The organism is Pantoea sp. 18069, assembly GCF_902706035.1.
Classification (GTDB): Bacteria; Pseudomonadota; Gammaproteobacteria; order Burkholderiales; family Burkholderiaceae_C; genus Comamonas.
Genome location: NZ_CACSJA010000054.1, coordinates 1 through 21,550, shown reverse-complemented (window position 1 = coordinate 21,550; position 21,550 = coordinate 1). Strand labels below are relative to the sequence as shown.

21 protein-coding genes and 2 rRNA genes are annotated in these 21,550 nt (G+C 62.5%); 12 read left to right on the top strand and 11 right to left on the bottom strand.

The genetic code is table 11. The features are described 5' to 3' along the window. The 3 genes from GVL12_RS24615 to GVL12_RS24605 form a co-directional block, all read left to right on the top strand. Window positions 1-224 (top strand): 23S ribosomal RNA (locus GVL12_RS24615); the annotation flags it as partial. Between the two features lie 127 nt (window positions 225-351). After that, a 5S ribosomal RNA gene (gene rrf, locus GVL12_RS24610) occupies window positions 352-464 on the top strand. A 133-nt stretch (window positions 465-597) separates the two neighbouring features. Next, window positions 598-1,344 (top strand): 16S rRNA pseudouridine(516) synthase, encoded by a 747-nt coding sequence (locus GVL12_RS24605; RefSeq protein WP_159918195.1) that lies wholly within the window; start codon window positions 598-600, stop codon window positions 1,342-1,344. 269 nt (window positions 1,345-1,613) lie between these two features. On the opposite strand, the gene GVL12_RS24600 is transcribed toward GVL12_RS24605, so the two are convergent. After that, window positions 1,614-2,393, bottom strand: coding sequence for a DNA/RNA non-specific endonuclease (locus tag GVL12_RS24600; protein ID WP_159918194.1), 780 nt, complete (start codon window positions 2,391-2,393; stop codon window positions 1,614-1,616). A 393-nt stretch (window positions 2,394-2,786) separates the two neighbouring features. Between GVL12_RS24600 and guaD the strand changes: the two genes are divergently transcribed. Both guaD and GVL12_RS24590 read left to right on the top strand, forming a co-directional pair. Further along, window positions 2,787-4,172 carry a guanine deaminase gene (gene guaD / locus GVL12_RS24595; protein ID WP_159918193.1) on the top strand — a complete coding sequence of 462 codons (1,386 nt, stop codon included), beginning with the start codon at window positions 2,787-2,789 and terminating at the stop codon, window positions 4,170-4,172. 127 nt (window positions 4,173-4,299) lie between these two features. Continuing rightward, window positions 4,300-5,661 carry a uracil-xanthine permease family protein gene (locus GVL12_RS24590; RefSeq protein WP_159918192.1) on the top strand — a complete coding sequence of 454 codons (1,362 nt, stop codon included), beginning with the start codon at window positions 4,300-4,302 and terminating at the stop codon, window positions 5,659-5,661. A gap of 11 nt (window positions 5,662-5,672) precedes the next feature. Here the strand turns inward: GVL12_RS24590 and GVL12_RS24585 are convergent, their stop codons facing one another. From GVL12_RS24585 to GVL12_RS24575, 3 genes are read right to left on the bottom strand one after another with little or no spacing between them, the layout of a single operon-like run. Continuing rightward, window positions 5,673-6,095 carry an RNA-binding S4 domain-containing protein gene (locus GVL12_RS24585; protein WP_159918191.1) on the bottom strand — a complete coding sequence of 141 codons (423 nt, stop codon included), beginning with the start codon at window positions 6,093-6,095 and terminating at the stop codon, window positions 5,673-5,675. Between the two features lie 18 nt (window positions 6,096-6,113). Continuing rightward, entirely contained in the window at window positions 6,114-7,610 is a 1,497-nt protein-coding gene (locus GVL12_RS24580; RefSeq protein WP_159918190.1) for a sensor histidine kinase, read from the bottom strand. A gap of 5 nt (window positions 7,611-7,615) precedes the next feature. Beyond that, complete coding sequence (locus GVL12_RS24575) at window positions 7,616-8,296, bottom strand: response regulator transcription factor (protein WP_159918189.1); 681 nt, start codon at window positions 8,294-8,296, stop codon at window positions 7,616-7,618. Window positions 8,297-8,464: 168 nt separating this feature from the next. On the opposite strand from GVL12_RS24575, the gene GVL12_RS24570 reads away from it, so the two are divergent. From GVL12_RS24570 to GVL12_RS24560, 3 genes are all read left to right on the top strand, one after another. Then, window positions 8,465-9,424, top strand: coding sequence for a tripartite tricarboxylate transporter substrate binding protein (locus tag GVL12_RS24570; RefSeq protein ID WP_159918188.1), 960 nt, complete (start codon window positions 8,465-8,467; stop codon window positions 9,422-9,424). A gap of 173 nt (window positions 9,425-9,597) precedes the next feature. Beyond that, window positions 9,598-10,149 carry a tripartite tricarboxylate transporter TctB family protein gene (locus GVL12_RS24565; RefSeq protein WP_159918187.1) on the top strand — a complete coding sequence of 184 codons (552 nt, stop codon included), beginning with the start codon at window positions 9,598-9,600 and terminating at the stop codon, window positions 10,147-10,149. Next, window positions 10,149-11,639, top strand: a complete 1,491-nt coding sequence (locus GVL12_RS24560) for a tripartite tricarboxylate transporter permease (protein WP_159918186.1) — start codon at window positions 10,149-10,151, stop codon at window positions 11,637-11,639. Before GVL12_RS24565 ends, GVL12_RS24560 begins: the two co-directional genes overlap by 1 nt. A 119-nt stretch (window positions 11,640-11,758) precedes the next feature. Here the strand turns inward: GVL12_RS24560 and GVL12_RS24555 are convergent, their stop codons facing one another. Both GVL12_RS24555 and GVL12_RS24550 read right to left on the bottom strand, forming a co-directional pair. Beyond that, entirely contained in the window at window positions 11,759-11,935 is a 177-nt protein-coding gene (locus tag GVL12_RS24555; RefSeq protein ID WP_159918185.1) for a hypothetical protein, read from the bottom strand. Then, the gene (locus GVL12_RS24550) at window positions 11,932-12,843 is read right to left on the bottom strand and encodes a LysR family transcriptional regulator (protein ID WP_159918184.1); all 912 of its coding nucleotides are present in this window, start codon (window positions 12,841-12,843) and stop codon (window positions 11,932-11,934) included. Before GVL12_RS24550 ends, GVL12_RS24555 begins: the two co-directional genes overlap by 4 nt. Window positions 12,844-13,013: 170 nt before the next feature. Here GVL12_RS24550 and msuE point away from each other — a divergent pair, with 170 nt between their 5' ends. The 4 genes from msuE to GVL12_RS24530 all read left to right on the top strand — a co-directional run bounded on the left by msuE (window position 13,014) and on the right by GVL12_RS24530 (window position 16,725). Continuing rightward, window positions 13,014-13,595 carry an FMN reductase gene (gene msuE / locus GVL12_RS24545; RefSeq protein WP_159918183.1) on the top strand — a complete coding sequence of 194 codons (582 nt, stop codon included), beginning with the start codon at window positions 13,014-13,016 and terminating at the stop codon, window positions 13,593-13,595. A 44-nt stretch (window positions 13,596-13,639) separates the two neighbouring features. Further along, the gene (locus GVL12_RS24540) at window positions 13,640-14,623 is read left to right on the top strand and encodes a DUF1852 domain-containing protein (protein ID WP_159918182.1); all 984 of its coding nucleotides are present in this window, start codon (window positions 13,640-13,642) and stop codon (window positions 14,621-14,623) included. Window positions 14,624-14,718: 95 nt separating this feature from the next. Then, the gene (locus GVL12_RS24535; protein ID WP_159918181.1) at window positions 14,719-15,744 is read left to right on the top strand and encodes a methionine synthase; all 1,026 of its coding nucleotides are present in this window, start codon (window positions 14,719-14,721) and stop codon (window positions 15,742-15,744) included. Between the two features lie 540 nt (window positions 15,745-16,284). Next, complete coding sequence (locus GVL12_RS24530) at window positions 16,285-16,725, top strand: hypothetical protein (RefSeq protein ID WP_159918180.1); 441 nt, start codon at window positions 16,285-16,287, stop codon at window positions 16,723-16,725. A 244-nt stretch (window positions 16,726-16,969) separates the two neighbouring features. Here GVL12_RS24530 and GVL12_RS24525 read toward each other — a convergent pair whose 3' ends face one another. The 5 genes from GVL12_RS24525 to GVL12_RS26785 all read right to left on the bottom strand — a co-directional run. Then, a complete protein-coding gene (locus GVL12_RS24525; protein WP_159918179.1) occupies window positions 16,970-17,311 on the bottom strand; it encodes a hypothetical protein in 342 nt (113 codons plus the stop codon). 554 nt (window positions 17,312-17,865) lie between these two features. After that, on the bottom strand, window positions 17,866-19,059 hold the full coding sequence (locus tag GVL12_RS24520) for a restriction endonuclease (RefSeq protein WP_159918178.1): 1,194 nt from the start codon (window positions 19,057-19,059) through the stop codon (window positions 17,866-17,868). 179 nt (window positions 19,060-19,238) lie between these two features. Then, window positions 19,239-19,748 (bottom strand): tyrosine-type recombinase/integrase, encoded by a 510-nt coding sequence (locus GVL12_RS24515; RefSeq protein WP_200844060.1) that lies wholly within the window; start codon window positions 19,746-19,748, stop codon window positions 19,239-19,241. Window positions 19,749-20,289: 541 nt separating this feature from the next. Next, complete coding sequence (locus tag GVL12_RS24510; RefSeq protein ID WP_159918177.1) at window positions 20,290-21,339, bottom strand: IS3 family transposase; 1,050 nt, start codon at window positions 21,337-21,339, stop codon at window positions 20,290-20,292. Then, the coding region (locus GVL12_RS26785) for a hypothetical protein (protein ID WP_235033973.1) at window positions 21,336-21,550 on the bottom strand (215 nt) is incomplete at its 5' end. The genes GVL12_RS24510 and GVL12_RS26785, both read right to left, overlap by 4 nt.

The following is a 21,550-nucleotide window of genomic DNA, read 5'->3' as shown; positions in this document are numbered from 1 at the left end:
CCTCTGGTGTATCGGTTGTCACGCCAGTGGCATTGCCGAGTAGCTAAGTGTGGAAGAGATAACCGCTGAAAGCATCTAAGCGGGAAACTCGTTTCAAGATGAGATCTGCCGGGGCCTTGAGCCCCCTAAAGAGTCGTTCGAGACCAGGACGTTGATAGGTTGGGTGTGGAAGCGCAGCAATGCGTTAAGCTAACCAATACTAATTGCTCGTGAGGCTTGACCCTATAACTTTGATCCCAGAGCGGATCGAAGACTAGTTATGCCAAGTACGCAATCAAATATAATCTGATTTCAGTCTCTATGAATTCGCCGAGCCGATCGACAAACTGATCGGCAAAGCAAAAAGTTATGCCTGATGACCATAGCAAGTTGGCACCACTCCTTCCCATCTCGAACAGGACAGTGAAACGACTTTGCGCCGATGATAGTGCGGGTTCCCGTGTGAAAGTAGGTCATTGTCAGGCTCTTACAGCCCAGCAAACCCCCAGCGCCCCAAAGGCCTGGGGGTTTTCTTATTTCCGGAAAATAAAACACCCTCAGAGCTGGTAACTGTTCCCGCTCGATGGGGATATTGTTCATTGATTGGTGGATTTCTCCATGCAACTGCAAGACATTCTTTATTCGCAAGGGTTTGGAACCCGTCGTGTATGTGCCGGCCTGGTGCAGCAGGGCTGGGTGGAAATCTATTCCCGGGATGACGCTTCGGCCGCGCCGGAGAAATGCACGGACTCGACCGCCGACTTCGACCCTGAAGGACTGCGTTTTCGCGTCCAGGGCGTGGACTGGGAATACCATGCCAAGGGCTATATCGTGCTGCACAAGCCGGCGGGCACCGAATGCTCGCAAAAGCCATCGACTTATCCCAGCATCTACACGCTGCTGCCGCCGCCGCTGCGCCAGCGGCCGTGCAAGAGCGCCATCCAGGGCCTGCAGGCCGTGGGCCGGCTGGACCAGGATACGACGGGCATGCTGCTGCTCAGCGATGATGGGCAGTTCATCCACCGCATGAGTTCGCCCAAGAAGCATGTGCCCAAGGTCTATCGCGTGACGGCCAAGCATCCGGTGACCCAGGAGATGGTGGACCAGTTGCTGGCGGGTGTGGTGCTTGATGACGATCCCAAGCCAGTCAAGGCCGCGGCCTGCGTGCTGGTCGACAGCCATGTGCTGGACCTGACGCTGACCGAAGGCAAGTACCATCAGGTCAAGCGCATGCTGGCGGCCGTGGGCAACCGTGTCGAAGGCCTGCACCGCGCACGCATGGGCAGCCTGGACCTGCCCGAGGATCTGGCGCCAGGTCAATGGCGCTGGCTCACGGCCGAGGATATGGAGAAGCTCAAGGGCTAGGCTTTGACAGCCAGGTTCTGAAAATACCGACCCTTCGACAAGCTCAGGGTGAACGGGATTTTGAGGCCATGCCTCACCCTGTTTCTTGATAACGCATGGCGAGACTTCGTCTCGCTTACCTCGCTCAGGGCGAACGGTGGTTTAGGGCATGGTGGAAAAATCCGTTTGGGCTGAGCCTGTCGAAGCCCTTTTATGCAAGAAACCGATTTCACAACCGGCTGTTCGTTGACACGCCTGTCGGAGGATAGACAGGCTGTCCCCTGGCTTGCTTACCGCGAAGATGTCCGGATCGGCTGTGGCAGGAACTGTATGCCCGTGCGCTGCACCAGCTCCTCGTAGCTGATGGGCTTGGAGACGCGCTCGGCGTCGTCGTTGGCCTGCCAGTAGGCCCAGGACCTGTGGGTCGTGGCGTCGTAGACCAGCTTGTAGAGATGGCTGGGCACGCGTACCTGGCCGTCGCCAATGGCGCTGCTGCCAGCGCCGAACACCGGGCCCGTGAAAACGAAGACGTCACCCTGGGCGCGGTGGGCGTAGCTGCGCGTGTCTTTCTCTATGCGTGCCCAGGGGCCGGAATTGTGCTTGATGGCCTGGGGCACCATGTTGGCCAGCGAAAAGCTCTGCGCCATGGCCTGGGCCGTGGGCATGTCGCCCGCGGGTGCCATATGGCCGCGCGAGTAGCCCGAGCGCTTGTAGTCGCTGAGTTCGGCGCGCTCGCCGCGCGGCAGGCGGGCGTCGGCGAAGAACTTGTTGGTGCGCTTTTCGTCGGCGTCGTCGATCGCTGCGCGGTTGAGGCGCTGCACCACATAGACCGGTGTCTTGCTTTCCCCGTTGTGCAGCACGGCGAAGGCTTCATAGCACAGCGCGCGCAACTTGCCGACATGGGGCGCCGCCACCGGGGCCGGCACATGACCTTCGACGAAGAAGGCCGGGCAATCGGCAAAGGCCTTGGCGGGAAGCGGGGTGAAGGAGGGGGCGGGCTTGGCGGAGACGGTTGCCGCCGCAGCAGCCAGCGCTGCTGCTGCTGTGACGCGCCAGGCAAGGCGCGCCATGGAATGACCAAAATTCACTGCGTTCATCGGCCCGGGAGGCCGCTATCGAGAAGATGCAAGAAAGCCGCGCGACAGGGTGCCGAGCGGCGCGAAGCCGGGCTTTATCAAAACCACGGCGTGGCTTGAGGATGCATCAAAAAAGTGAGCGTAAAAGCGAGTTTGGCCGGAGATTTGCGTTGGCTTCACTGCGCCTATGCCCCCGCCGTGGCGGCGCACTGCCGGCAACCGTAGAATGCGAGCCTCTCGGGCGCCCGGGCCGCTGGCCATTGCGCCTCTGCGCGGCAGGTTTTCGCCTGTTTCGCGATCCCAACGTTTCATGAATTCGGAGTTCCGGGTGGCGTGGGCGCCGGCCTTGCGGCCCGCCGGCGTTGCCGCTGGCTTCGTGCGCTGCCGATGCATTCCACTCCTTCTCCTTCCTCCTGGGCCATGCAATGCACGGCCTTCGATACGCCACAGGCCGATGCGCTGCGCGTGCAGTCCGATGTGCTCGTTGTGGTGTCCGCCCAGGGCCGGATCGAGGCGGTGATTGCACGCGATGACCCGCGCTGGGCCGCGGAGCGCGAACACCATGCTTCGGCGGGCCAGTTGCGCGAATTGCCTGCGGGCAGCTATCTGTTGCCTGGCCTGATCGATGTGCATGTGCACGCACCGCAGTGGCCGCAGATGGGCAAGGCGCTCGATGTGCCGCTCGAAGACTGGCTGCAGCAGAACACTTTCCCGCTTGAAGCGCGCTATGGCGACGAGGCGTTTGCCGAAAGCGTCTACCGGCCGCTGGTGCGGCAGTTGCTGGCCAACGGCACGACCACGGCGATGTACTTCGGCACGTTGCATGACAACGGCAACCGCGTGCTGGCCGAACAGTGCCTGCGCCAGGGCCAGCGTGGCCTGGTGGGGCGCGTGGCCATGGACGAGCCCGGTCAGTGCCCGCCGTTCTACCGCGATGCCAGTGCACAGGTGGCCATTGACGGCACCGAAGCCTTCATAGCGACCGTGGCCCGCTTGCCGGGCAATGCCAGCGGCCTGGTGCTGCCGGTGATCACGCCGCGCTTCATTCCCAGCTGTACCGATGCCCTGCTCGAAGGCCTGGGCGCGCTCGCGCAGCGCACGGGCGTGCATGTGCAGACCCATTGTTCGGAAAGCGACTGGGCCCACCAGCATGTGCTCGAGCGCTGCGGCATGACCGATGCGCACGCGCTGCACCGCTTCGGCCTGCTGACGCGGCGCACGGTGGTCGCGCATGCCAACTTTCTCACGCCTGCCGATGTGGCGCTGATGGCCGGCGTGGGCGCGTCGGTGGCCCACTGCCCGCTGTCCAACTTCTACTTTGCCAACAGCGTGTTCCCCGCGCGCGCCGGACATGCACAGCGCATGGGAATGGGCCTGGGCAGCGATATTTCTGGCGGCTACAGCCCGTCGATGTTCGACGCCTGCCGGCATGCGATCACCGCGTCGTATGCGCTCGATGAAGGCGTGGACCCCGATCTGCCGGCCGCGCAGCGCGGGCGCCACAACGCGCGCATCGACCATGTGTTCGCGCTGTGGCTGGCGACGGCCGCGGGCGGCCAGGCGCTGGACCTGCCGATCGGCCGCATCGAGGCCGGCCAGCAGTTCGACGCCATCGTCGTCGACTGCGCTGCGCCTGATTCGAACATCTGCATCTGGCCTGGCAGCGACAGCCCCGCCGATGTACTGCAGAAGATCATCTACAACGCCACGCGCGCCAATGTGGCCCAGACCTGGGTGCAGGGCGCACTGGTGCATGAACGGGCTACCCCCTGAGGCGCTGGCGCGCCGGGGGACGGCACCCTCGGTGCGGGGCGGCCCTTCCTCGGTGCCCCTGCGCTGGGGCATGCCAGTTTCACGGGCTATTTCAAAATTTCACTTACCTTGCTGACTGCAGCGCCAAATGACTGAACCTACTGCTTACGAAGGGCGCCTGATCGCCCAGCCCGATGACCGCGTCACCGTTCTCAAGGCCTTGCTGCTCGGTGTGCAGCATGTGATGGCCATGGATGTGTATGTCGTGCCGTTCATCATTGCGTCGGCCCTGGCGCTGTCGCAGGCCGATTCGGCTTCGCTGATCCAGTCGACCTTTCTCGCGGCCGGCATCGCGACCATCATCCAGACCGCATGGTGCATGCGCATGCCCGTGGCGCAAGGGCCGTCGTACATCCCCTTGGGCGCGATCATTGCCGTGGCACTGGCCGGCGGCGCCGGCCTGAGCGGCATGGGCGTGGTCTATGGCGCACTGATTCCCGGCGCGCTGCTGGTGATCGCGCTCGGCGCGCTGGGGTGGTTCCACCGGCTGATCCGCTGGCTTGTGCCGCCCATCGTCGGCGGCTCCATCATTCTGGTCGTGGGCCTGTCGCTGCTGCCGATCGCGCTCACGGCGAATGTGTTCGCGGTGCATGGTGATTCGACCATCAACCTGAACATCGCGCTGGCGGCGCTGTCGGCCGCGCTGCTGGTGGTGGCGATGATGATAGGCCTGCGCTTCGACAACCGCGTGGGTGTCTGGGTGCGGCTGCTGTCGGTGGTGATTGCGCTGGTGGGCGGCACCATCGCGGCGTCGCTTGTCGGGCAGTTTTCGTTCGACGCCGTGGCCGCTGCGCCCTGGCTGATGCTGCCCAAGATGGCGTTTGTCGACTATGAGCTGCAGTTCTCGCTGCCGGCGATATTGACGTTCGTGCTGATCTACATGGTGGTGATGGCCGAGACCACCGGCACCTGGTTTGCGGTGTCGGCGGTGATCAACCAGCCGATCACCGACAAGCAACTCGACCGCGGAGCGATAGGCGAAGGCATTGGCTGCGGCGTGGCCGCGCTGATCGGAGCTACGCCGGTCACGGGCTACTCGACGAATGCAGGCGTGATTTCCATCACCGGCGTGGCAAGCCGCATGGTGTTCGTGGCGATTGGTGTGGTGCTGGCCGTGCTCGGTTTCGTGGGCAAGTTCTCGGCCCTGATCGCGGCCATTCCCGCGCCCGTGATCGGCGGTGTGTTTGCCGTGGTCTGCATCACGATTTCGATGGCCGGCATCCGCATTCTGCGCCATGTGCACCTCGATGAGCGGGCGATGCTGGTGGTGGGAATTCCGCTGATCTGTGCGTTCTTTGCGACGCTCGCGCCCAAGGCGTGGCTGCAGTCGCTGCCCGATATGCTGCAGTATCTGCTGGGCTCGGCCGTGACCGTGGGTGCGATGGCGGCGATGGTGATGAATCTGATCTTGCCGCGGGCGGCGGGGGCGAAGGACAGCCAGCAGGCTTGAGGGCGGGCCGCTCAGTCGATCGACGCGCTCCAGCGGTTGTTCCATTCGCCGCCACGGGCGCGGTCTATGTCGCGGCGGTCACGTTTGGTGGGGCGGCCGTCGGTGAGGGTGTCGGCGGGCTCGGGCGCGAGCCGGCGCTGTTCGGCCAGGCGCTCGCGTTCGGCGATGCTGTCGGGTGTTTCGGCATACAGGCCCTGGGCCACGCTTGCCGGGCCGCGTCCGGGCATGAGTCCGCGCACGACCACGGTGCGGACAATAGGCCCCTGGCGCAACACCAGAGTGTCGCCTGCGCGCAATTCGCGCGAAGCCTTGGCGTGCTGGCCGTTGACGGTGACCCGGCCCTTGCCGATTTCCTCCACGGCCAGGCTGCGCGTCTTGTAGAAACGCGCGCACCAAAGCCACTTGTCCAGACGCATGGTTTGCAGTTCGCTCATGGGTGAAATTGTGCCTGTTCAGGTGCGGTGCGCGCTAGTCCCCATGCGGGCAGCGTGGGACACAGCGTCGCTGCAACGCAGTGTGGCCACGGCATCGAGCCCGGCGGGTGTGGCGTCGTGCGCGGCGCTGCGGTTAAGCAGCTGGAGCTGGCCCCCGAGTGCCTGCACGATGTCATGGCAAATGGCCAGGCCCAGGCCCGAGCCCGCCTCCAGGTCGCCTGCGGAAAACGGCTGGAACAGGCGCTGCGCCAGTTCATCGCTGATGCCCGGCCCGCTGTCGCTGATGCACAGTCGGGCCTGGCAGTCATGGCCGTTGGGCGCCGGCAGCAGCGTCAACTGCACGCGCAGCCAGCCGCAGGTCGGCGTGTAGTGCACGGCGTTGTGCAGCAGGTTGCGCGTGAGTTCGCGCAGCATCCAGGCATGTGCATCGATGTCCACCGGCTGGGGTGCCAGCAGCTCGAAGTCGAGGTTTTTCTCGGCCATCAGCGGCGACAGGTCGAGCGCGATCTCGCGCACGATGTCGTCCCAGGAGCAGGGCTGCCCCGGGGCGTCCTGCTGGCGCAGCTGCTCGACCTTGGCCAGCGAGAGCATCTGGTTGGCCAGCTGTGTGGCGCGCTCGACCGTCGCACCGATTTCGGTGAACGCCTGGTCCGCGGGCACATCGCCACGCTGCGCCGATTGCACCTGGATCTTGAGTACCGCCAGCGGCGTGCGCAGCTGATGGGAGGCATCGCGCACAAAGCGTTTCTGGTGGGCCAGCAGCAGGCGCAGGCGCTGCATGACCTGGTTGGTGGCCTGCACCAGCGGCTGCAGTTCGCGCGCCGCCGTGGGCGCGCGCAAGGGGCTCAGGTCGCCTTGCGCGCGTGCGCGCAGCGCGGCGCTGAGCGCGCGCACCGGCTGCGTGGCGCGCTGCACCACCAGCACCACGATCAGCGCCACGACGGCCACCAGCAGCGCCTGGCGCGCCAGCGTGCGCCACAGGATGGTCCAGGCCTGGGCTTCGCGCAGCTCCAGCGTCTCGGCGACCTGGATGACGGCCATGCCGCGGCCTTCGGAGCTGGCCACGGGCTGCAGCAGCACGGCCATGCGCACGGGGACGCCGCGGAACTCGGCGTCGTAGAAGTCGACCAGCGCCGCATACGGCGGGCGCTGCGGAATCTGGCCGCGCCACATCGGCAGTTCGGCGTAGCCCGAGACCATTTCGCCGGCTATCGTCGAGACGCGGTAGAACATGCGGCTCTGGTTGTCGGCCTCGAAGATTTCAAGCGCGGAATAGGGCACGAGCGCGCGCAGTTCCGCTTCGTCGTCGTAGCCGAACACGCCCAGTTGTTCGCTGATGCTTTTGGCCGAGGCGAGCAGCGTACGGTCGTAGGCGGTGTTGAGGGCGGCCAGCGTCTGCTGGTGCAGGCTCCAGGTGTTGAAGCCGATCAGCAGCAGCACGGGCAGCAGGATGCCGACCAGCAACTGGCGGCGCAGCGACCAGGCCGGGCGAAGCGGCGCGCGCGCGCTGGCCATGGCGCTCAGTCTTCGGCCTTGAGCAGATAGCCCAGGCCGCGCAGCGTCATCAGCGTCACGCCCGTGCCTGCGAGCTTCTTGCGCAGGCGGTAGACCACGACTTCGACGGCTTCGTACTGCACTTCGGTTTCGCCGGGAAACACCAGCGCGAACAGGCGCTCCTTGGCCACGGCATGGCCGGGGCGGGCGATCAAGGCCTGGACCAGCGCACGCTCGCGCGGGGTCAGGTCTAGCGGCTGGCCCCAGGCGTAGAGCGCACCGTTTTGTTTTTCATAGCGCAGCGCGCCCAGCACCGACTCTTCCTGCGCGGGCGGGCTGGCAAGGCCCGTGCTGCGGCGCAGCAGTGCGCGCAGCCTGGCCTCGAGTTCGTCGAGGTCGAAAGGTTTGGTCAGATAGTCGTCGGCACCGGCGTTCAGCCCCAGCACGCGGTCGCCGACGGTGTCGCGCGCCGTCAGGATCAGCACCGGCGTGCGCAGGCCCTGCTGGCGCGCGGCATCGAGCACCTGCAGGCCGTCGAGCCCGGGCAGACTCAGGTCGAGCACGACGGCATCGGGCAGGCCGGTCAGCCACTCCTGCAGCGCCGTCGGGCCGTCGGCCGCGGTACGTACCTGCATGCCGCGGCGCGCGAGCGTGCGCTGCAGCGTCTCACGCATGGCGGGGTCATCTTCAACAAGCAACAGGCGCATGGGGTCGCAGATTAGCACCTGGCGGGCGCCGGCACGGTTTCGGGGCATTGGCTGACCTTGATTTGCGGGATTACACCTACGCCTGCGTACAGCCTTTTGACAGGTGCCTGTCGCATGATTGCCCGGCACCGAGCGTGCGATTTCGACACGACCTCCAAGGAGACAACTATGCGCCGAGACACATTTCTTCAATCCCTGGCCGCTTTGGCCGTTGCCGGTGCGCTGCCCCTGAGCGCGCAAGCCTCGCAAGCCATCAAGATGATGCTGCCGGCCAACCCGGGCGGCGGCTGGGACAGCACGGGCCGGGCCTTGGGCAAGGCCTTGCAGGATGCAGGCGTGGCCTCGTCGGTCACCTACGACAACAAGGGCGGCGCCGCCGGTGCGATCGGCCTGGCGCAGTTCATCAATGGCAGCAAGGGTGATCCGAACGCGATGATGGTGATGGGTGCGGTGATGCTGGGCGGCATCATCACGGGCAAGCCGCCGGTGAACCTGACCCAGGCCACGCCGCTCGCGCGCCTGACCAGCGAATACAACGTGTTCGTGCTGCCGACCAACTCGCCCTACAAGACCATGGCCGATGTCGTGGCGCAGCTCAAGAAGGACCCGGGCAGCATCAAGTGGGGCGGCGGTTCGCGCGGCTCGACCGAGCACATCGCCGCGGCGATGATCGCGCGCGCCGTGGGCGTGGACCCGTCCAAGATCAACTACGTCGCGTTCCGTGGCGGCGGTGAAGCCATTTCGGCCATCCTGGGCGGCAACGTCACCGTGGGCGGCAGTGGCTTCAGCGAGTTCGCCGAGTACATCGCCACCGGCAAGATGACACCGATTGCCGTGACTTCGGCCCAGCGCCTCGCGGGCTCCAACGTGCCCACGCTCAAGGAGCAGGGCATTGACGTGGAAATCGGCAACTGGCGCGGCGTCTACGGCGCGCCCGGCATCAGCCGCGCGCAGCGCGATGCGCTGATCGCGGTACTCGAGAAGGCCGTCAAGAGCCAGTCCTGGGCCGAGGCGCTGAAGAAGAACGACTGGACGCCGGCCTGGCTGGCTGGCGATGCGTTTGGCAATTTCGTGGACAACGAGTTCGCCAGCCTGCGCGCCACGATGGTCAAGTCCGGCATGGTCTGAGGCTGCAAGTCCGGTGGCCGGCGCATTGGCGTGCCGGTGCCGGCACAGTGCCGGTGGTGTGCCGCCGGTTGTTTCATGGCGCTTCGCCGCGAACCCAGGGGGCTTGGCCCCGTGCCTGGTTTCGTGCGCAGCGCGCGTTTGGTGCAGGAATGCAGATGACCGATCCTAGCCCTATGAATTCTTCCGAATCTTCTTTTTCCCCCAACGATGCCCCCAGCACGATTCCCGGCGCACGGCTGCAGACCGTGGTCGGCGCAGGCGGGCTGCTGGTTGCGGCCGGCCTGGCGGTTGGCGCAGTGGGCATTCCCGGCGATGCCGGCTATGGCGGCGTGGGCCCGAACTTCCTGCCCTGGGTCTGCGCGCTGGTGCTGGCGCTGTGCGGCGGCTGGCTGGTGTGGGAGGCGCGCAACGGTGGCTACCGCGCGATGGCCGAGCCCACAGGCAGTGCCAAGGCCGACTGGAGCGCGGCGGTCTGGGTTTCGGCCGGGCTGCTGCTCAATGCGGCGCTGATCACCACGCTGGGCTTCATTCTGAGCTGCACGCTGTGCTATGTGCTGGCAGTGCAGGGACTGCGCCGCGCGGCGGGCCAGGCGCAGGCGAGCCAACCGCGTACCTGGGGCGTTGACGTGTTCACGGGCCTGTGCATCTCGTCACCGGTTTTCTGGATCTTTACGCAGTTTTTGGCGATCAATTTGCCGGGTCTGACCGGGACGGGGTGGCTGTAATGGAAATTCTTGATGCCTTGATGGCCGGCTTTGCAACGGCTATTACGCCGGGCAATCTGCTTTGGGCCCTGGTGGGTTGTGCGCTGGGCACGGCCGTGGGCGTGCTGCCCGGGATCGGCCCGGCCGTGGCCGTGGCCATGCTGCTGCCGATCACGGCCAAGGTCGAGGTCACGGCCTCGATGATCTTTTTTGCCGGCATCTACTACGGTGCGATGTATGGCGGCTCGACGACTTCCATCTTGCTCAATACGCCCGGGGAGACGGCGAGCATGGTCACGGCCATGGAAGGCAACAAGATGGCCAAGAGCGGGCGCGCGGGCGCAGCGCTGGCCACGGCGGCCATAGGCTCGTTTGTCGCAGGCACGATTGCGACCGTGGTGGTCACGCTGTTTGCGCCTATCGTGGCCGAATTTGCGGTCAGGCTCGGCCCGCCCGAGTACTTCATGCTGATGGTGCTGGCTTTCACCACGGTGAGTGCGGTGCTGGGACAAAGCCGGCTGCGCGGCATGACGGCGCTGTTCGTCGGCCTGGCCGCGGGCTGCATCGGCATGGACCAGATTTCGGGCGCGGCACGCTACACCGGCGGCAAGATGGAGCTGCTCGACGGCATCGACATCGTGCTCGTCGCCGTGGGCCTGTTTGCCGTGGCCGAAGTGCTGTATGCGGCGCTGTACGAAGGCCGTACCAAGGAGACCCGGAACCACTTGGGCCGGGTGCACATGACGCGCCTCGACTGGCGCCGGTCGGTACCGGCCTGGCTGCGCGGCACCGTGATCGGCGCGCCGTTTGGCTGCATTCCCGCGGGCGGCACTGAAATCCCGACGTTCCTGAGCTACGCGACCGAGAAGAAGCTGGCCAAGGGCAAGAACCGGGACGAGTTCGGCCGCGAGGGTGCGATCGAAGGTGTGGCCGGCCCCGAGGCGGCGAACAATGCGACCGTGACGGCCGCGCTGATTCCGCTGCTGACGCTGGGCATTCCTACGTCCAACACCACGGCGGTGCTGCTGGGCGCGTTCCAGAACTACGGCATCAACCCCGGCCCGCAGCTGTTCACGACGTCGGCCACGCTGGTCTGGGCGCTGATCGCTTCGCTGTACATCGGCAACCTGATGCTGCTGGTGCTCAACCTGCCCATGGTCGGCCTGTGGGTCAAGCTGCTGAAGATCCCCAAGCCGCAGCTGTATGCGGGCATTCTGATCTTTGCCACCGTTGGCGCGTACGGCATGCGCCAAAGCGCGTTCGATCTGTTCCTGCTCTACGGCATCGGACTGCTGGGCGTGCTGATGCGGCGTTTCGACTTCCCCACGGCACCGGTGGTGGTGGGCATGATTCTGGGCCCCCTGGCCGAAGCGCAGATGCGCAATGCGGTGTCGATCGGCGAAGGCAGCTGGCTGATCTTCCTGCAGCGCCCGATGTCGCTGACGCTGTTCTTGATCGTGCTGGCGGTGCTGATCGTGCCGCGCCTGCTGCAGCGCCGCGTAAGGGCCTGAGCCTTTCTTTCTGTGTTTGCCTTTTGGCCCGCGAGTTTCTCGCGGGCTTTTTTTATGTGCTTGACCCGTCCTGAATGGCGTTGACACCTTTTCCCGCAAGAAAAGGCAAGTCAATGAATTCAAGCGTCAAACGCATCCAGCGCTACGGCATCCAAGGTCGCTCGACGGTGTTGGTGTGGCTGCGCAAGCATGGCCTCCATGACCTCGACCGAGCAGGACGCGCAGCATGAATGCAACAGCACCTTGTCGTGGCCGCCCGGCAAGGGAAGCGGTTTGCGTTTGGCGGTGAGGTTCATCCGTTGGCTCCTCGGGCAATGGCGGTAGCCGGCTTGCGGGCCAGTTCGATGAAGGCCCGCACGTAGTCGATGGCAGTGTCCGCCTCGCGTGCTCCCAGGAAGATCTGCTTGGCGATGCCGTGCACGCCCAGCCGCACAGGCACCACGTCCATCTTGGCAGCGTATTCCTCGACCAGCCAGCGCGGCAGGGCGGCCACACCGCGGCCGCTGGCCACCATCTGCAGCATGATGTCGGTGGTTTCAATGGCTTTGTGGCGCCTGGGCGTGACACCGGCCGGCAGCAGGAACTGGTTGTAGATGTCCAGGCGCTCGATGTCCACGGGGTAGCTGATGAGCACTTCCCGGGTCATCTGCTGGGGCTTCACATAGGCCGCAGACGCCAGGGCATGGCCCTTGGCCACGACGAGCACCTGCTCGTAGTCGAACACGGGTTCGAACTTCAGCCCCGGCTTGAACAGCGGGTCGGGCGTCACCAGCAGGTCGATCTCGTAGCCGAAGAGCGCGCCTATCCCGCCGAACTGGAATTTCTGCTTGACGTCGACATCCACGTCGGGCCAAGCGGTCAGATAGGGTGAAACCACTTTGAGCAGCCACTGGTAGCAAGGGTGGCATTCCATGCCTATGCGCAGCGCACCGCGCTCGCCCTGCGCGAATTGGCCCAGGCGCTCTTCGGCCAGGTCCAGTTGCGGCAGCACCCGGTTCGCCACCGCCAGCAAATACTGGCCGGCCTGCGTCAGGCGCAGGCTTCGCCCTTCGCGCAGCCAGACGTCGGTGCCCAGTTGCTGCTCCAGTTTCTTCATGCTGTGGCTCAGGGCTGACTGGGTAAGGTTCAGCACGCCCGCGGCGGCCGTCAACGACCCTTGCTTTTCGACCTGCTGAACGATGCTGAGGTGGATGCGCTCAAGCATTCAGATGAACTTTATTCATGGATTTATGAAATAAGACCATTTTACTTCATTGATTCACAGCAATACCATGCGTTCCTATTGTTCGTTTACGAGCCGTCGAAGCCATGCATCTGTGATGCGCACCGTCGACTTCTGCGGCAACGCGCAGAGCCATCCAGATGAAAGCAAAAATGACACGTCCACTCCGCTTAGTAGCAGTTTCCGGCGGACTGCAACGCCCCTCCAAGTCTGCAGCCCTGGCAGAACACCTGCTGGACCTGATCGCCCACGAACTCCCGTGTGAACAGCGCCTGATCGAACTGGGTCAGCTCGCACCGCAGCTTGCCGGCGCTGTCTGGCGCTCCCAGCTGCCCGATACGGTGGAGCGGGAACTTGCATTGGTCGAGCAAGCGGATGTGCTGGTCGTGGCAACGCCGGTCTTCCGTGGTTCCTACACCGGACTGTTCAAGCACTTCTTTGACTTCATTCATCAGGAAGCCTTGATCGACAAGCCCGTCTTGTTGGCGGCCACCGGCGGCAGCGAGCGCCATGCCCTGGTGATCGACCACCAGCTGCGGCCACTGTTCAGCTTCTTCCAGGCATGCACGTTGCCGCTGGGCGTCTACGCGACCGACAAGGATTTTGTGGATTACTCCCTGCGGGACGAGGCCCTGATCGAGCGGGCCAGACTGGCGGTTCAACGGGCATTGCCGTTGGTCGAGTTGACGCGCCGCGCTAGGCCCGCTCTCGCCGAAGAAGTGGTCGTGGCCTGAAACAAGAATTGTCTTTTCTCTCAAAACCAGGTCATTAGATCGCAATGAACGAAGAACTTACCTTTAGCCTCAAGAGCATTTGTTTCGATGAGAACTATCATCCATCGGACAGCACGCGCATAACCACCAATTTTGCCAACCTGGCCCGGGGAAAGAGTCGGCAACAGAATCTGCGCAACACCCTGAGGATGATTGACAATCGCTTTAATGACCTGGCGCTTTGGGACAATCCAACGGGAGATCGCTACGCTGTAGAACTCGAGATCATCTCCGTCGAGATGAGCATGGAGGCCCAGGGCAGCAGTGGTCTATTTCCGTTGATCGAGATACTGGAAATCGGCATTCTCGACAAGAAAGAGAACAAACGCATCGACGGTATCGTGGGGAATAATTTCTCATCCTACGTGCGCGATTACGACTTCAGCGTCTTGCTCCCGGAATACAACGTTGATCGGGCGAAATTCAGCACCCCGGACGACTTTGGCGAATTGCATGGAAAGCTGTTCAAGCGATTTGCGGACTCGAGCACTTACAAGAAACGCTTCAAGAAGCCGCCTGTCATCTGCATCAGCGCCTCGACCAGCAAGACTTATGAGCGGATCTGGAACCAGCACCCCGTACTGGGTGTCGAGTATCAACAGAATGAACTGTCCTCGACCGATCAATACTTCGCAAAAATGGGAATGCAGGTTCGCTTTTTCATGCCTCCGAATGGCGTTGCACCATTGGCTTTCTACTTTCACGGCGACCTGCTGGCTGACTACACGAACCTCGAGTTGATCGGCACCATCAGCACAATGGAAACCTTTCAGAAGATTTATCGTCCCGAAATTTACAACGCCAATTCTGCAGCCGGGAAACTCTATCAACCGAGCCTGAAGAACCAGGATTATTCGCTGACGCAGATTGTCTATGACCGAGAAGAGCGCAGCCAGCTGGCTTTCAAGCAGGGAAAATTTGCGGAGGAGCACTTCATCAAGCCGTACAAGAACGTCCTTGAACGATGGGCTTCAAATTTCGTGTGTTGACCAAAAAAACCAACCGACCATTCGTCATGAAGAAACTATTGCTCAGTTCGGCGAACGGTCCCCACCCCCAATTTTTGCTTTAAAGGAATTCTCAGATGTTCGAAACCTCCATTGCCGGCAGCCTGCCGAAACCAGCCTGGCTGGCCGAAACCAACAAGCTCTGGCCTCAGTGGCGGGCTGAAGGCGATGCGCTGCGCCAGGCCAAGGCCGATGCGACCCTGCTGTGGATCAAGGCCCAGGAAGACGCCGGCCTGGACATCGTGTGCGACGGCGAGCAGTCGCGACAGCACTTCGTGCACGGCTTTCTCGAGCAGGTTGAGGGCATTGACTTCGAGCACAAGGTGAAGATGGGCATCCGCGACAACCGCTACGATGCGATGGTGCCGCAGGTGGTGTCGGCCCTGCGCCTGAAGGGCCGAGTGCACGCCTTCGAGGCACAGTTGGCGCGCGCGCACACGAAGAAGAAGCTGAAGTTCACCCTGCCCGGCCCGATGACCATCGTCGACACCGTGGCGGACCGCTTCTACGGCGACAAGGTCAAGATGGCCTTCGCCTTCGCCGAGCTGCTCAACCAGGAGGCTCTGGCGCTTCAGGCTGACGGCGTAGACATTATCCAGTTCGACGAACCCGCTTTCAATGTCTACATGAAGGATGCCGCCGACTGGGGCGTGCAGGCGCTCGAGCGCGCGGCGCAGAGCTTGACCTGTAAGACGGCGGTGCACATCTGCTACGGCTACGGCATCAAGGCCAATACCGACTGGAAGAGCTCACTGGGCGACGAATGGCGTCAATATGAGACGGTGTTCCCCGCGCTTGCCCGCAGCCGCATTGATCAGGTGAGCCTGGAATGCATCCACTCCCATGTGCCGCCCGACCTGATGAAGCTGCTGGTCGGCAAGGACGTGCTGGTCGGCGTGATCGATGTGGCCAGCGACGTGGTCGAGACACCCGAGGAAGTGGCTGACACCATCGCCCGTGCGCTGGAGTTCGTGCCGAAGGAGCGGCTGTTCCCGTGCACGAATTGCGGCCTGGCGCCGATGGGGCGGGACGTGGCGTGGCGCAAGCTGCAAGCGCTGGCAGAAGGCACGCGGCTGGCAAAGGAGCGGTTGACCATGGCGTGATGCCCAGCCGGTCGTCACGCCCAGCCCTCCCATTCGCGCCGTCGGTGGCGCGACACATCCTGCGCATATCGGACAGTGAGCGCTGGATTTCCATCGTTTCACTGATCTTTCGCTTTTTCCGATTTTGCGTCACTGATTCCGGCGCCTTGGTCACCGTTGGAATCGAATTTCAGTAGAAAAATCAATCACTTAGGCCATCTAACTTTTTTCCACCTTTAGCGTGTGGAACAGTGCATCACGCGCATCAAGCCAAGGTGTGCGCAAGACCTGAAGATTGATCGGCTTGTCTGCTTCAGGCTGAGAGCTGACGTAGGAGCTTCAACATCGAATGTCGGCGGCGATCAACAGCTGAACTTGATGGTCTCTGGCTGCAATCTCCAAGAATCGGCATTCAAGGATTTCCGCAGCCCTTGTCGGCGACCACCCCGACCCGGCCCCTTGACGACGATTCACCGTGCCTTCAGGCAAAATCCAGATGATCGGGGCAAGCCTGGCGTCAGGTCTGCCGGGAAGCCCACCTTGAAGAATGGAACAGCATCAATGGCACTGACGAAGAAGGGCGAGTTCTGGTACGGGACGACGTCCGGCGACACCCAAGCCGAGCTGCGCAGCTACAGCGTTGCGAATCGCCATGAGGCCGTCCGGTTTGCCTCGTCCAAATGCGATTGCGGGTGCCGGACTTTTGCGCTGCAGACAGATGAAGAAGCCGGCGTGGCAATCCGCATCTGCACCGACTGCGGGCAGGAACACCTGATGGGCGACAGCGCGGACTACGTTGAAGAGGCCGCCCCCGAGGCGCACGAGTGCGTGTGCGAAAACGAGGCGTTCGAGTTGATGTCCGGCGTCTCCGTGTACGAGGGCACACATGACGTGCGCTGGTACTACATCGCTTGCCACTGCGTGGAATGCAATCTGGTTGGGGTCTTCGCAGACTGGAAGTGTGAAGCGGGTGACGCGGCGGCCTTCCTCGCCAAGGTATGAGCGCGCGCCCCCCGCAGAGATCATGCTCGCAGGCTCGAGCGGCCGAGGAGTGTCATGAGGTGGTCGGTGGACTTGGCTGTATCAATGACGGCACCCGCTGCACAGCCGACCTTGGCATTAGCTGCAGGAGTAGCCGTTCCAGTTATAGCTGCCGCGCGATCAACCGGTAAGCTGCAGTAACTGATCATCAACAGCCCATACGCGTTGATGCATGGCCTGTTACGCGCAGCGCTAATGCATTGCGTCACCTCGCGTTTGGCTTGGCCCAGCCGATGTCACCCATCCCCTGCGTTTCTTCGAGAGCCCGGGGAGGCATAAGGCTGAACACCGAGGTCTCAAAACCTTGCTCTCGAATCCGCTTTTTCGGTCCTGGCAGGCCTGTGACCAGGCCTCCACGCACGGAAAAAACGAAAGTAGAGGGACGTTCCGCAGTTCCGCTGCGGAACGTCACTGCACTTTCGTTTGATGCCGTCGCTAAGTCATTGTTTTGCATGGGCACTCGTCCAAAGTGCGTCATTGGACTTTCGTTGAGTGCGTCACTGATCTTTCGTTTTTTCCGATTTTGCGTCACTGAACTTTCGTTCATGACGGACTTCTCCTCTGAAGAGGGTGGTTAGAGACACAATTCGCAATGAGCTCCACATCGCTTAAAAGCGTTCAGTTCAAAGTGTTTGAGCTTTGACGAAATGTGGTGCATGCCCGTTGCGGATTTCGGTTGACTTGACCCCTTGGCCCGATTTCGCCAACAGACTGCTGGCCGTTATCGGCTGCGTTTGGCCAGGAGCGGCCGGTCGTAACGTCTGCTTGATCGGCTGCTTCAGGCTGGTTGCAGCCGCTGAGATTTGGCAAGCCTGTGACCGCTGCCGCCGATACCAGACGTTGACCTGCTATCTGACTAGACGTCCGCTGTGCATCTCAAACCGGAAGCTGGCTGCATCGCCGTGCGCCAGGCAACCTGAACGACAGCTCTTCTAAGCTGCGAACTGGTGCTGCCGACCCTGAGCCGCCGGTCGACTACTGGCAAGGCTAATGTGTCGGGGAGGGCTAGTGAACATTAGGTCCTCCGCACCTTGCTTCCAAGATCGGTTTTCAAGAGCGCGCTGCCGCGCAACATCAATAGCCCGGATCAGAGGGCTACGCCTACCGAAGTCGGAATTCTGCGATAACGCCGGGTCTTGTGGCCAAGAGCCTCTCAAGATGGCTTTCTGGCCACATCTCGATACGGAGGGCGGAGTCGGCTTGATTGTGTCGCTCAACTGCAGCGACCGCATCTGCCGTGAAACGACCGCTGGTAGCAATGACGCAAACGTCAACGCGGGGCGGCTCCCAAAGCTTTATCTGCTCCTTCAGCGCAGCGATTTCAGGCAGGTTGACGCTTTTGCTCTGCCAATGCTTGCACTGAATGATGGTGCGCAGTCGAACTACCCCCGACAGCTCATCTTCGTGCACGCGGAAAACGGATAAGTCGCGCCCACGGTCTGGTGCATTTGTACGCATCAACCACTCCGGATTCTGGTATCCAGTGACCGATGAGATGAGCGAGAAAATCAAACGCTCGAAATCCTCCTCCGACAGCGTATCCCACTTCAGCCGCGTCGCCACGGGGCCTTGCGGCTTCGCATTGACGAGATCTCCGAGATCTTCTACCTCCACAGGAATGGCCTCATTGTCACCATACATTGATTTGCGCAAGCCAGTGCTCACTGCGGGCCAATCATGATGAACGATGTCTCGCAGATCGTTGTATTGACCAAAGGCGAGATGCCTTCCCAAGTCAGACCAACGCGGCGGTTTCGGGATACTGCTGCCAAGGAGCATGCCCAGTTCGGCGATATCTGTCTTCAGACTCTCGAACTGTGGTGAATCGACTTCATCTAGAGAGTTTGCGGGGGCCGAGTCCAGAAGTGATGCCAGAGTCCGTAGCCGCTCTTCGATCCGGTCAACTAATCCGGTGATCGCGTCCCGAACCAGCGCACGGCGCTTTTTGTTGAATCGGTGCCGATACTCACCCAGTTGTTTCGGCGGTGCATGGATTCTCTGTTCCACAGAGATCGTGTACTCAATTTCGCCGAGTTCACTCGCGTCCAGCCGAGTCTGACCAATTTCATCGAGGTCCATGACCTCGATCTCTGCCTTCCATCCATCGATTTTTGGCAGCGTGTTTATCAAATCGTGGAAATCGCGCCAGTTCTGATCGTACTCTGGTGTGGTCCCGAAGGAGATGCCCTGGGGCACTTCACCCATTAGGGCATCCAGAAGCCTCTCCGCTTTGTTCAAATTGGCTTCTACAGCTTCGAATTGTCGCAAGGCTGCGTTGAGAGTGCTTTCATGCATAACGGTGAGTCTACGATGAGGCGTGCCAAAAGGCCTGCCATTTGCCATGAGGTGAACGGTAAGCAGCCGTTCGCTATGCCTGCTCCTGGCCGAGAGTACCAGTTTGGCCTAGCGCTACATTGCGGCCGTTGAGGACAGCCACCCTGCCGCAGTGTCCAGGGTGGCCGCCAGCGGCAACTTCAAATCTCCGTCTGTTCAGAGATCTCAAGGGCATCGTCGACTTCGATACCCAGGTACCTCACTGTTGACTCCAACTTCGAATGGCCGAGCAGCAACTGGACAGCGCGCAGGTTCTTTGTGCGGCGGTAGATCAGTGTCGCCTTTGTCCTGCGCATCGAATGCGTCCCGTACTCCATGCGGTCCAGGCCTAGCTCGTCAACCCAGTGACCGAGGATTCGGGCGTACTGCCGTGTCCCCAGATGTGGCGATTCGTGCAGCCTGCTTGGAAACAGGAAGTCCTCTGATTTCAGCCCAGTCAGCTTGATCCAGGCTTGCAAGGCGTCACGGGCAGCCTGCGTGATCTCGAACTGCACTGGTCGCTGAGTCTTGTGCTGCATGACGACAGCGCGCGATGCCACCTGGTCGCCGTGGCATACATCCCGAACCTTGAGGGCAACGAGGTCGCATCCTCGCAGCTTGCTATCGATGCCCAAGTTGAAGAGAGCAAGCTCGCGCACCCGGCCTTCCATCTGAAGCCTTACGCGCAGCGCCCAGATGTCCTTGAGCTTGGCGCGTCTTCAAGCCGGCGCCGAAGTTCGCCTACGCTGTCCAACCGGCAGCGCTTACGAGCGTGCCCCACAGGCATGCCGTCGGACGCGTTCTGGCTCAACCGGGGCATCGTGAGCCGCAGGAGGAGATGGCGGCACGCTACGGGCACCGGCAAGCGGAAACGGTAAGTCGCTTACTTGGATGCCAAGCAAAGCGAACGGCTGATGGCAACGAAGTGGCGCCGCCCTTGGTTGTTCGGGGTGGCGGTTCATGAGCCGGACGCGCTTGTTAATCCAAGGACTTGGGCGAAGCCGAAGCCACGTCCTTCAGCGGGGAGAGGTCTTTCTGAATATTGGGGCCGCCGCTGCTGATCTGATTTCGAGAGAGATCGTCACCTGCATGAGCCGGGACCACAGGCCCGGTTCTTCGTCAGAGGGATAGAACTCGGTTGCCCATGGTGTGCAACACGACGGAGGCTTGCCCATCAAGCGGAACGTGTCAATGACTTTGCTGCACCCGTTGTCATGAATTTACTGTGCAGGACTGGTTCGTTTTCTGGGCGTTGGTCTCCGGTGGTGGCGGGTTGATCCAGGCTGCGGTAGGCAGCGCATGGGCTTGAGGTCGACGACCTTTGAATCGAGTCGGTTTTGCCAGGAATGCAGTGTCCAACGCTGCTTGGCGAACATCGCGCAAGGCCGCAGCCTGACCGTAGTGCACTGCCTGCGGCGTCATGTATCCGATGCCTGAGTGCCTGTGCTCGGTGTTGTACCAAGCGAAGAAGGCTTGGCAGTGAGCACGAGCGTCCGCTATGCAGCCGAACCGCGCGGGGAAGTCCGGCCGGTACTTCATCGTCTTGAACTGCGACTCCGAGTACGGGTTGTCGTCCGAGACGTGGGGTCGGCTGTGGCTCTTGGCAATGTCCAGGGCCGCCAACAAGGCCGCCACCGGCTTGGAACGCATGGCTGCACCGCGGTCCGCGTGCAGGGTGAGCATCCCGCGCTGCACGTCGTGGCGGGACACGCTATCGGCGATCAGCTGCTCGGCCAAGTCGGCGCTCTCGCGCTCGGCGATCAACCAGCCCACGACGTGGCGGCTGAAGATGTCCAGGATCACGTACAGATGGAAGCAAGTCCACTTGGCTGGCCCCTTGAGCTTGGTAATGTCCCAGGACCAGACTTGGTTCGGTGCCACTGCCAACAGTTCGGGCTTGACGTAGGCCGGGTGGGTGAGCTGGCGGCGCCGCTCACGCGAACTGCCCTGGGTGTTCAGCAAGCGGTACATGGTGCGCACCGAACCCAGGTAGCGGCCCTCGTCGAGCAGCATAGCGTGCACCGCCGCAGGGGCGGTGTCGGCGAACCGTTCGCTGTTCAGGGTATCCAGCAACAGCGCGTTCTCCTGGGCATCCAGGGCCAGCGGAGGCCGCCCCCGGGTACGACGTGGCATAGGGCCGACCAGGCCCAAGCGATGCGCTTGGGCTCGCTGGCGGGCCGGCACCCCGCGCGGTAGGCCCAGGGCCCGACAGGCGCCACCGGTGCCCAGCAGCGGCTTCAACTCTTGCACGGCGGCGATCACGGCAAGTCGCCGGTGTCGTCGATCGGATTGCCCAGCAAGACTGCAAGTTTTTTTTGAACGTCGATCACCAGCAGCGCCTTATCCGTAAGGGGCCAGCAAACACACGTTGATATCGACCCGACGCTGTAGGAGGCTCGTGTCCACCAACTTAGGCGGACACATGAACACTTACGGAATAGATTTGATGGGCCGGCGACGCAGGCGGCGGCAC

Coding starts and splice junctions, on each gene's coding strand:
- GVL12_RS24605 (WP_159918195.1), top strand. CDS start 598: ATGCAACTGCAAGACATTCTTTATTCGCAAGGGTTTGGAACCCGTCGT.
- GVL12_RS24600 (WP_159918194.1), bottom strand. CDS start 2,393: ATGGCGCGCCTTGCCTGGCGCGTCACAGCAGCAGCAGCGCTGGCTGCT.
- guaD (WP_159918193.1), top strand. CDS start 2,787: ATGCATTCCACTCCTTCTCCTTCCTCCTGGGCCATGCAATGCACGGCC.
- GVL12_RS24590 (WP_159918192.1), top strand. CDS start 4,300: ATGACTGAACCTACTGCTTACGAAGGGCGCCTGATCGCCCAGCCCGAT.
- GVL12_RS24585 (WP_159918191.1), bottom strand. CDS start 6,095: ATGAGCGAACTGCAAACCATGCGTCTGGACAAGTGGCTTTGGTGCGCG.
- GVL12_RS24580 (WP_159918190.1), bottom strand. CDS start 7,610: ATGGCCAGCGCGCGCGCGCCGCTTCGCCCGGCCTGGTCGCTGCGCCGC.
- GVL12_RS24575 (WP_159918189.1), bottom strand. CDS start 8,296: ATGCGCCTGTTGCTTGTTGAAGATGACCCCGCCATGCGTGAGACGCTG.
- GVL12_RS24570 (WP_159918188.1), top strand. CDS start 8,465: ATGCGCCGAGACACATTTCTTCAATCCCTGGCCGCTTTGGCCGTTGCC.
- GVL12_RS24565 (WP_159918187.1), top strand. CDS start 9,598: ATGAATTCTTCCGAATCTTCTTTTTCCCCCAACGATGCCCCCAGCACG.
- GVL12_RS24560 (WP_159918186.1), top strand. CDS start 10,149: ATGGAAATTCTTGATGCCTTGATGGCCGGCTTTGCAACGGCTATTACG.
- GVL12_RS24555 (WP_159918185.1), bottom strand. CDS start 11,935: ATGAACCTCACCGCCAAACGCAAACCGCTTCCCTTGCCGGGCGGCCAC.
- GVL12_RS24550 (WP_159918184.1), bottom strand. CDS start 12,843: ATGCTTGAGCGCATCCACCTCAGCATCGTTCAGCAGGTCGAAAAGCAA.
- msuE (WP_159918183.1), top strand. CDS start 13,014: ATGACACGTCCACTCCGCTTAGTAGCAGTTTCCGGCGGACTGCAACGC.
- GVL12_RS24540 (WP_159918182.1), top strand. CDS start 13,640: ATGAACGAAGAACTTACCTTTAGCCTCAAGAGCATTTGTTTCGATGAG.
- GVL12_RS24535 (WP_159918181.1), top strand. CDS start 14,719: ATGTTCGAAACCTCCATTGCCGGCAGCCTGCCGAAACCAGCCTGGCTG.
- GVL12_RS24530 (WP_159918180.1), top strand. CDS start 16,285: ATGGCACTGACGAAGAAGGGCGAGTTCTGGTACGGGACGACGTCCGGC.
- GVL12_RS24525 (WP_159918179.1), bottom strand. CDS start 17,311: ATGAACGAAAGTTCAGTGACGCAAAATCGGAAAAAACGAAAGATCAGT.
- GVL12_RS24520 (WP_159918178.1), bottom strand. CDS start 19,059: ATGCATGAAAGCACTCTCAACGCAGCCTTGCGACAATTCGAAGCTGTA.
- GVL12_RS24515 (WP_200844060.1), bottom strand. CDS start 19,748: ATGGAAGGCCGGGTGCGCGAGCTTGCTCTCTTCAACTTGGGCATCGAT.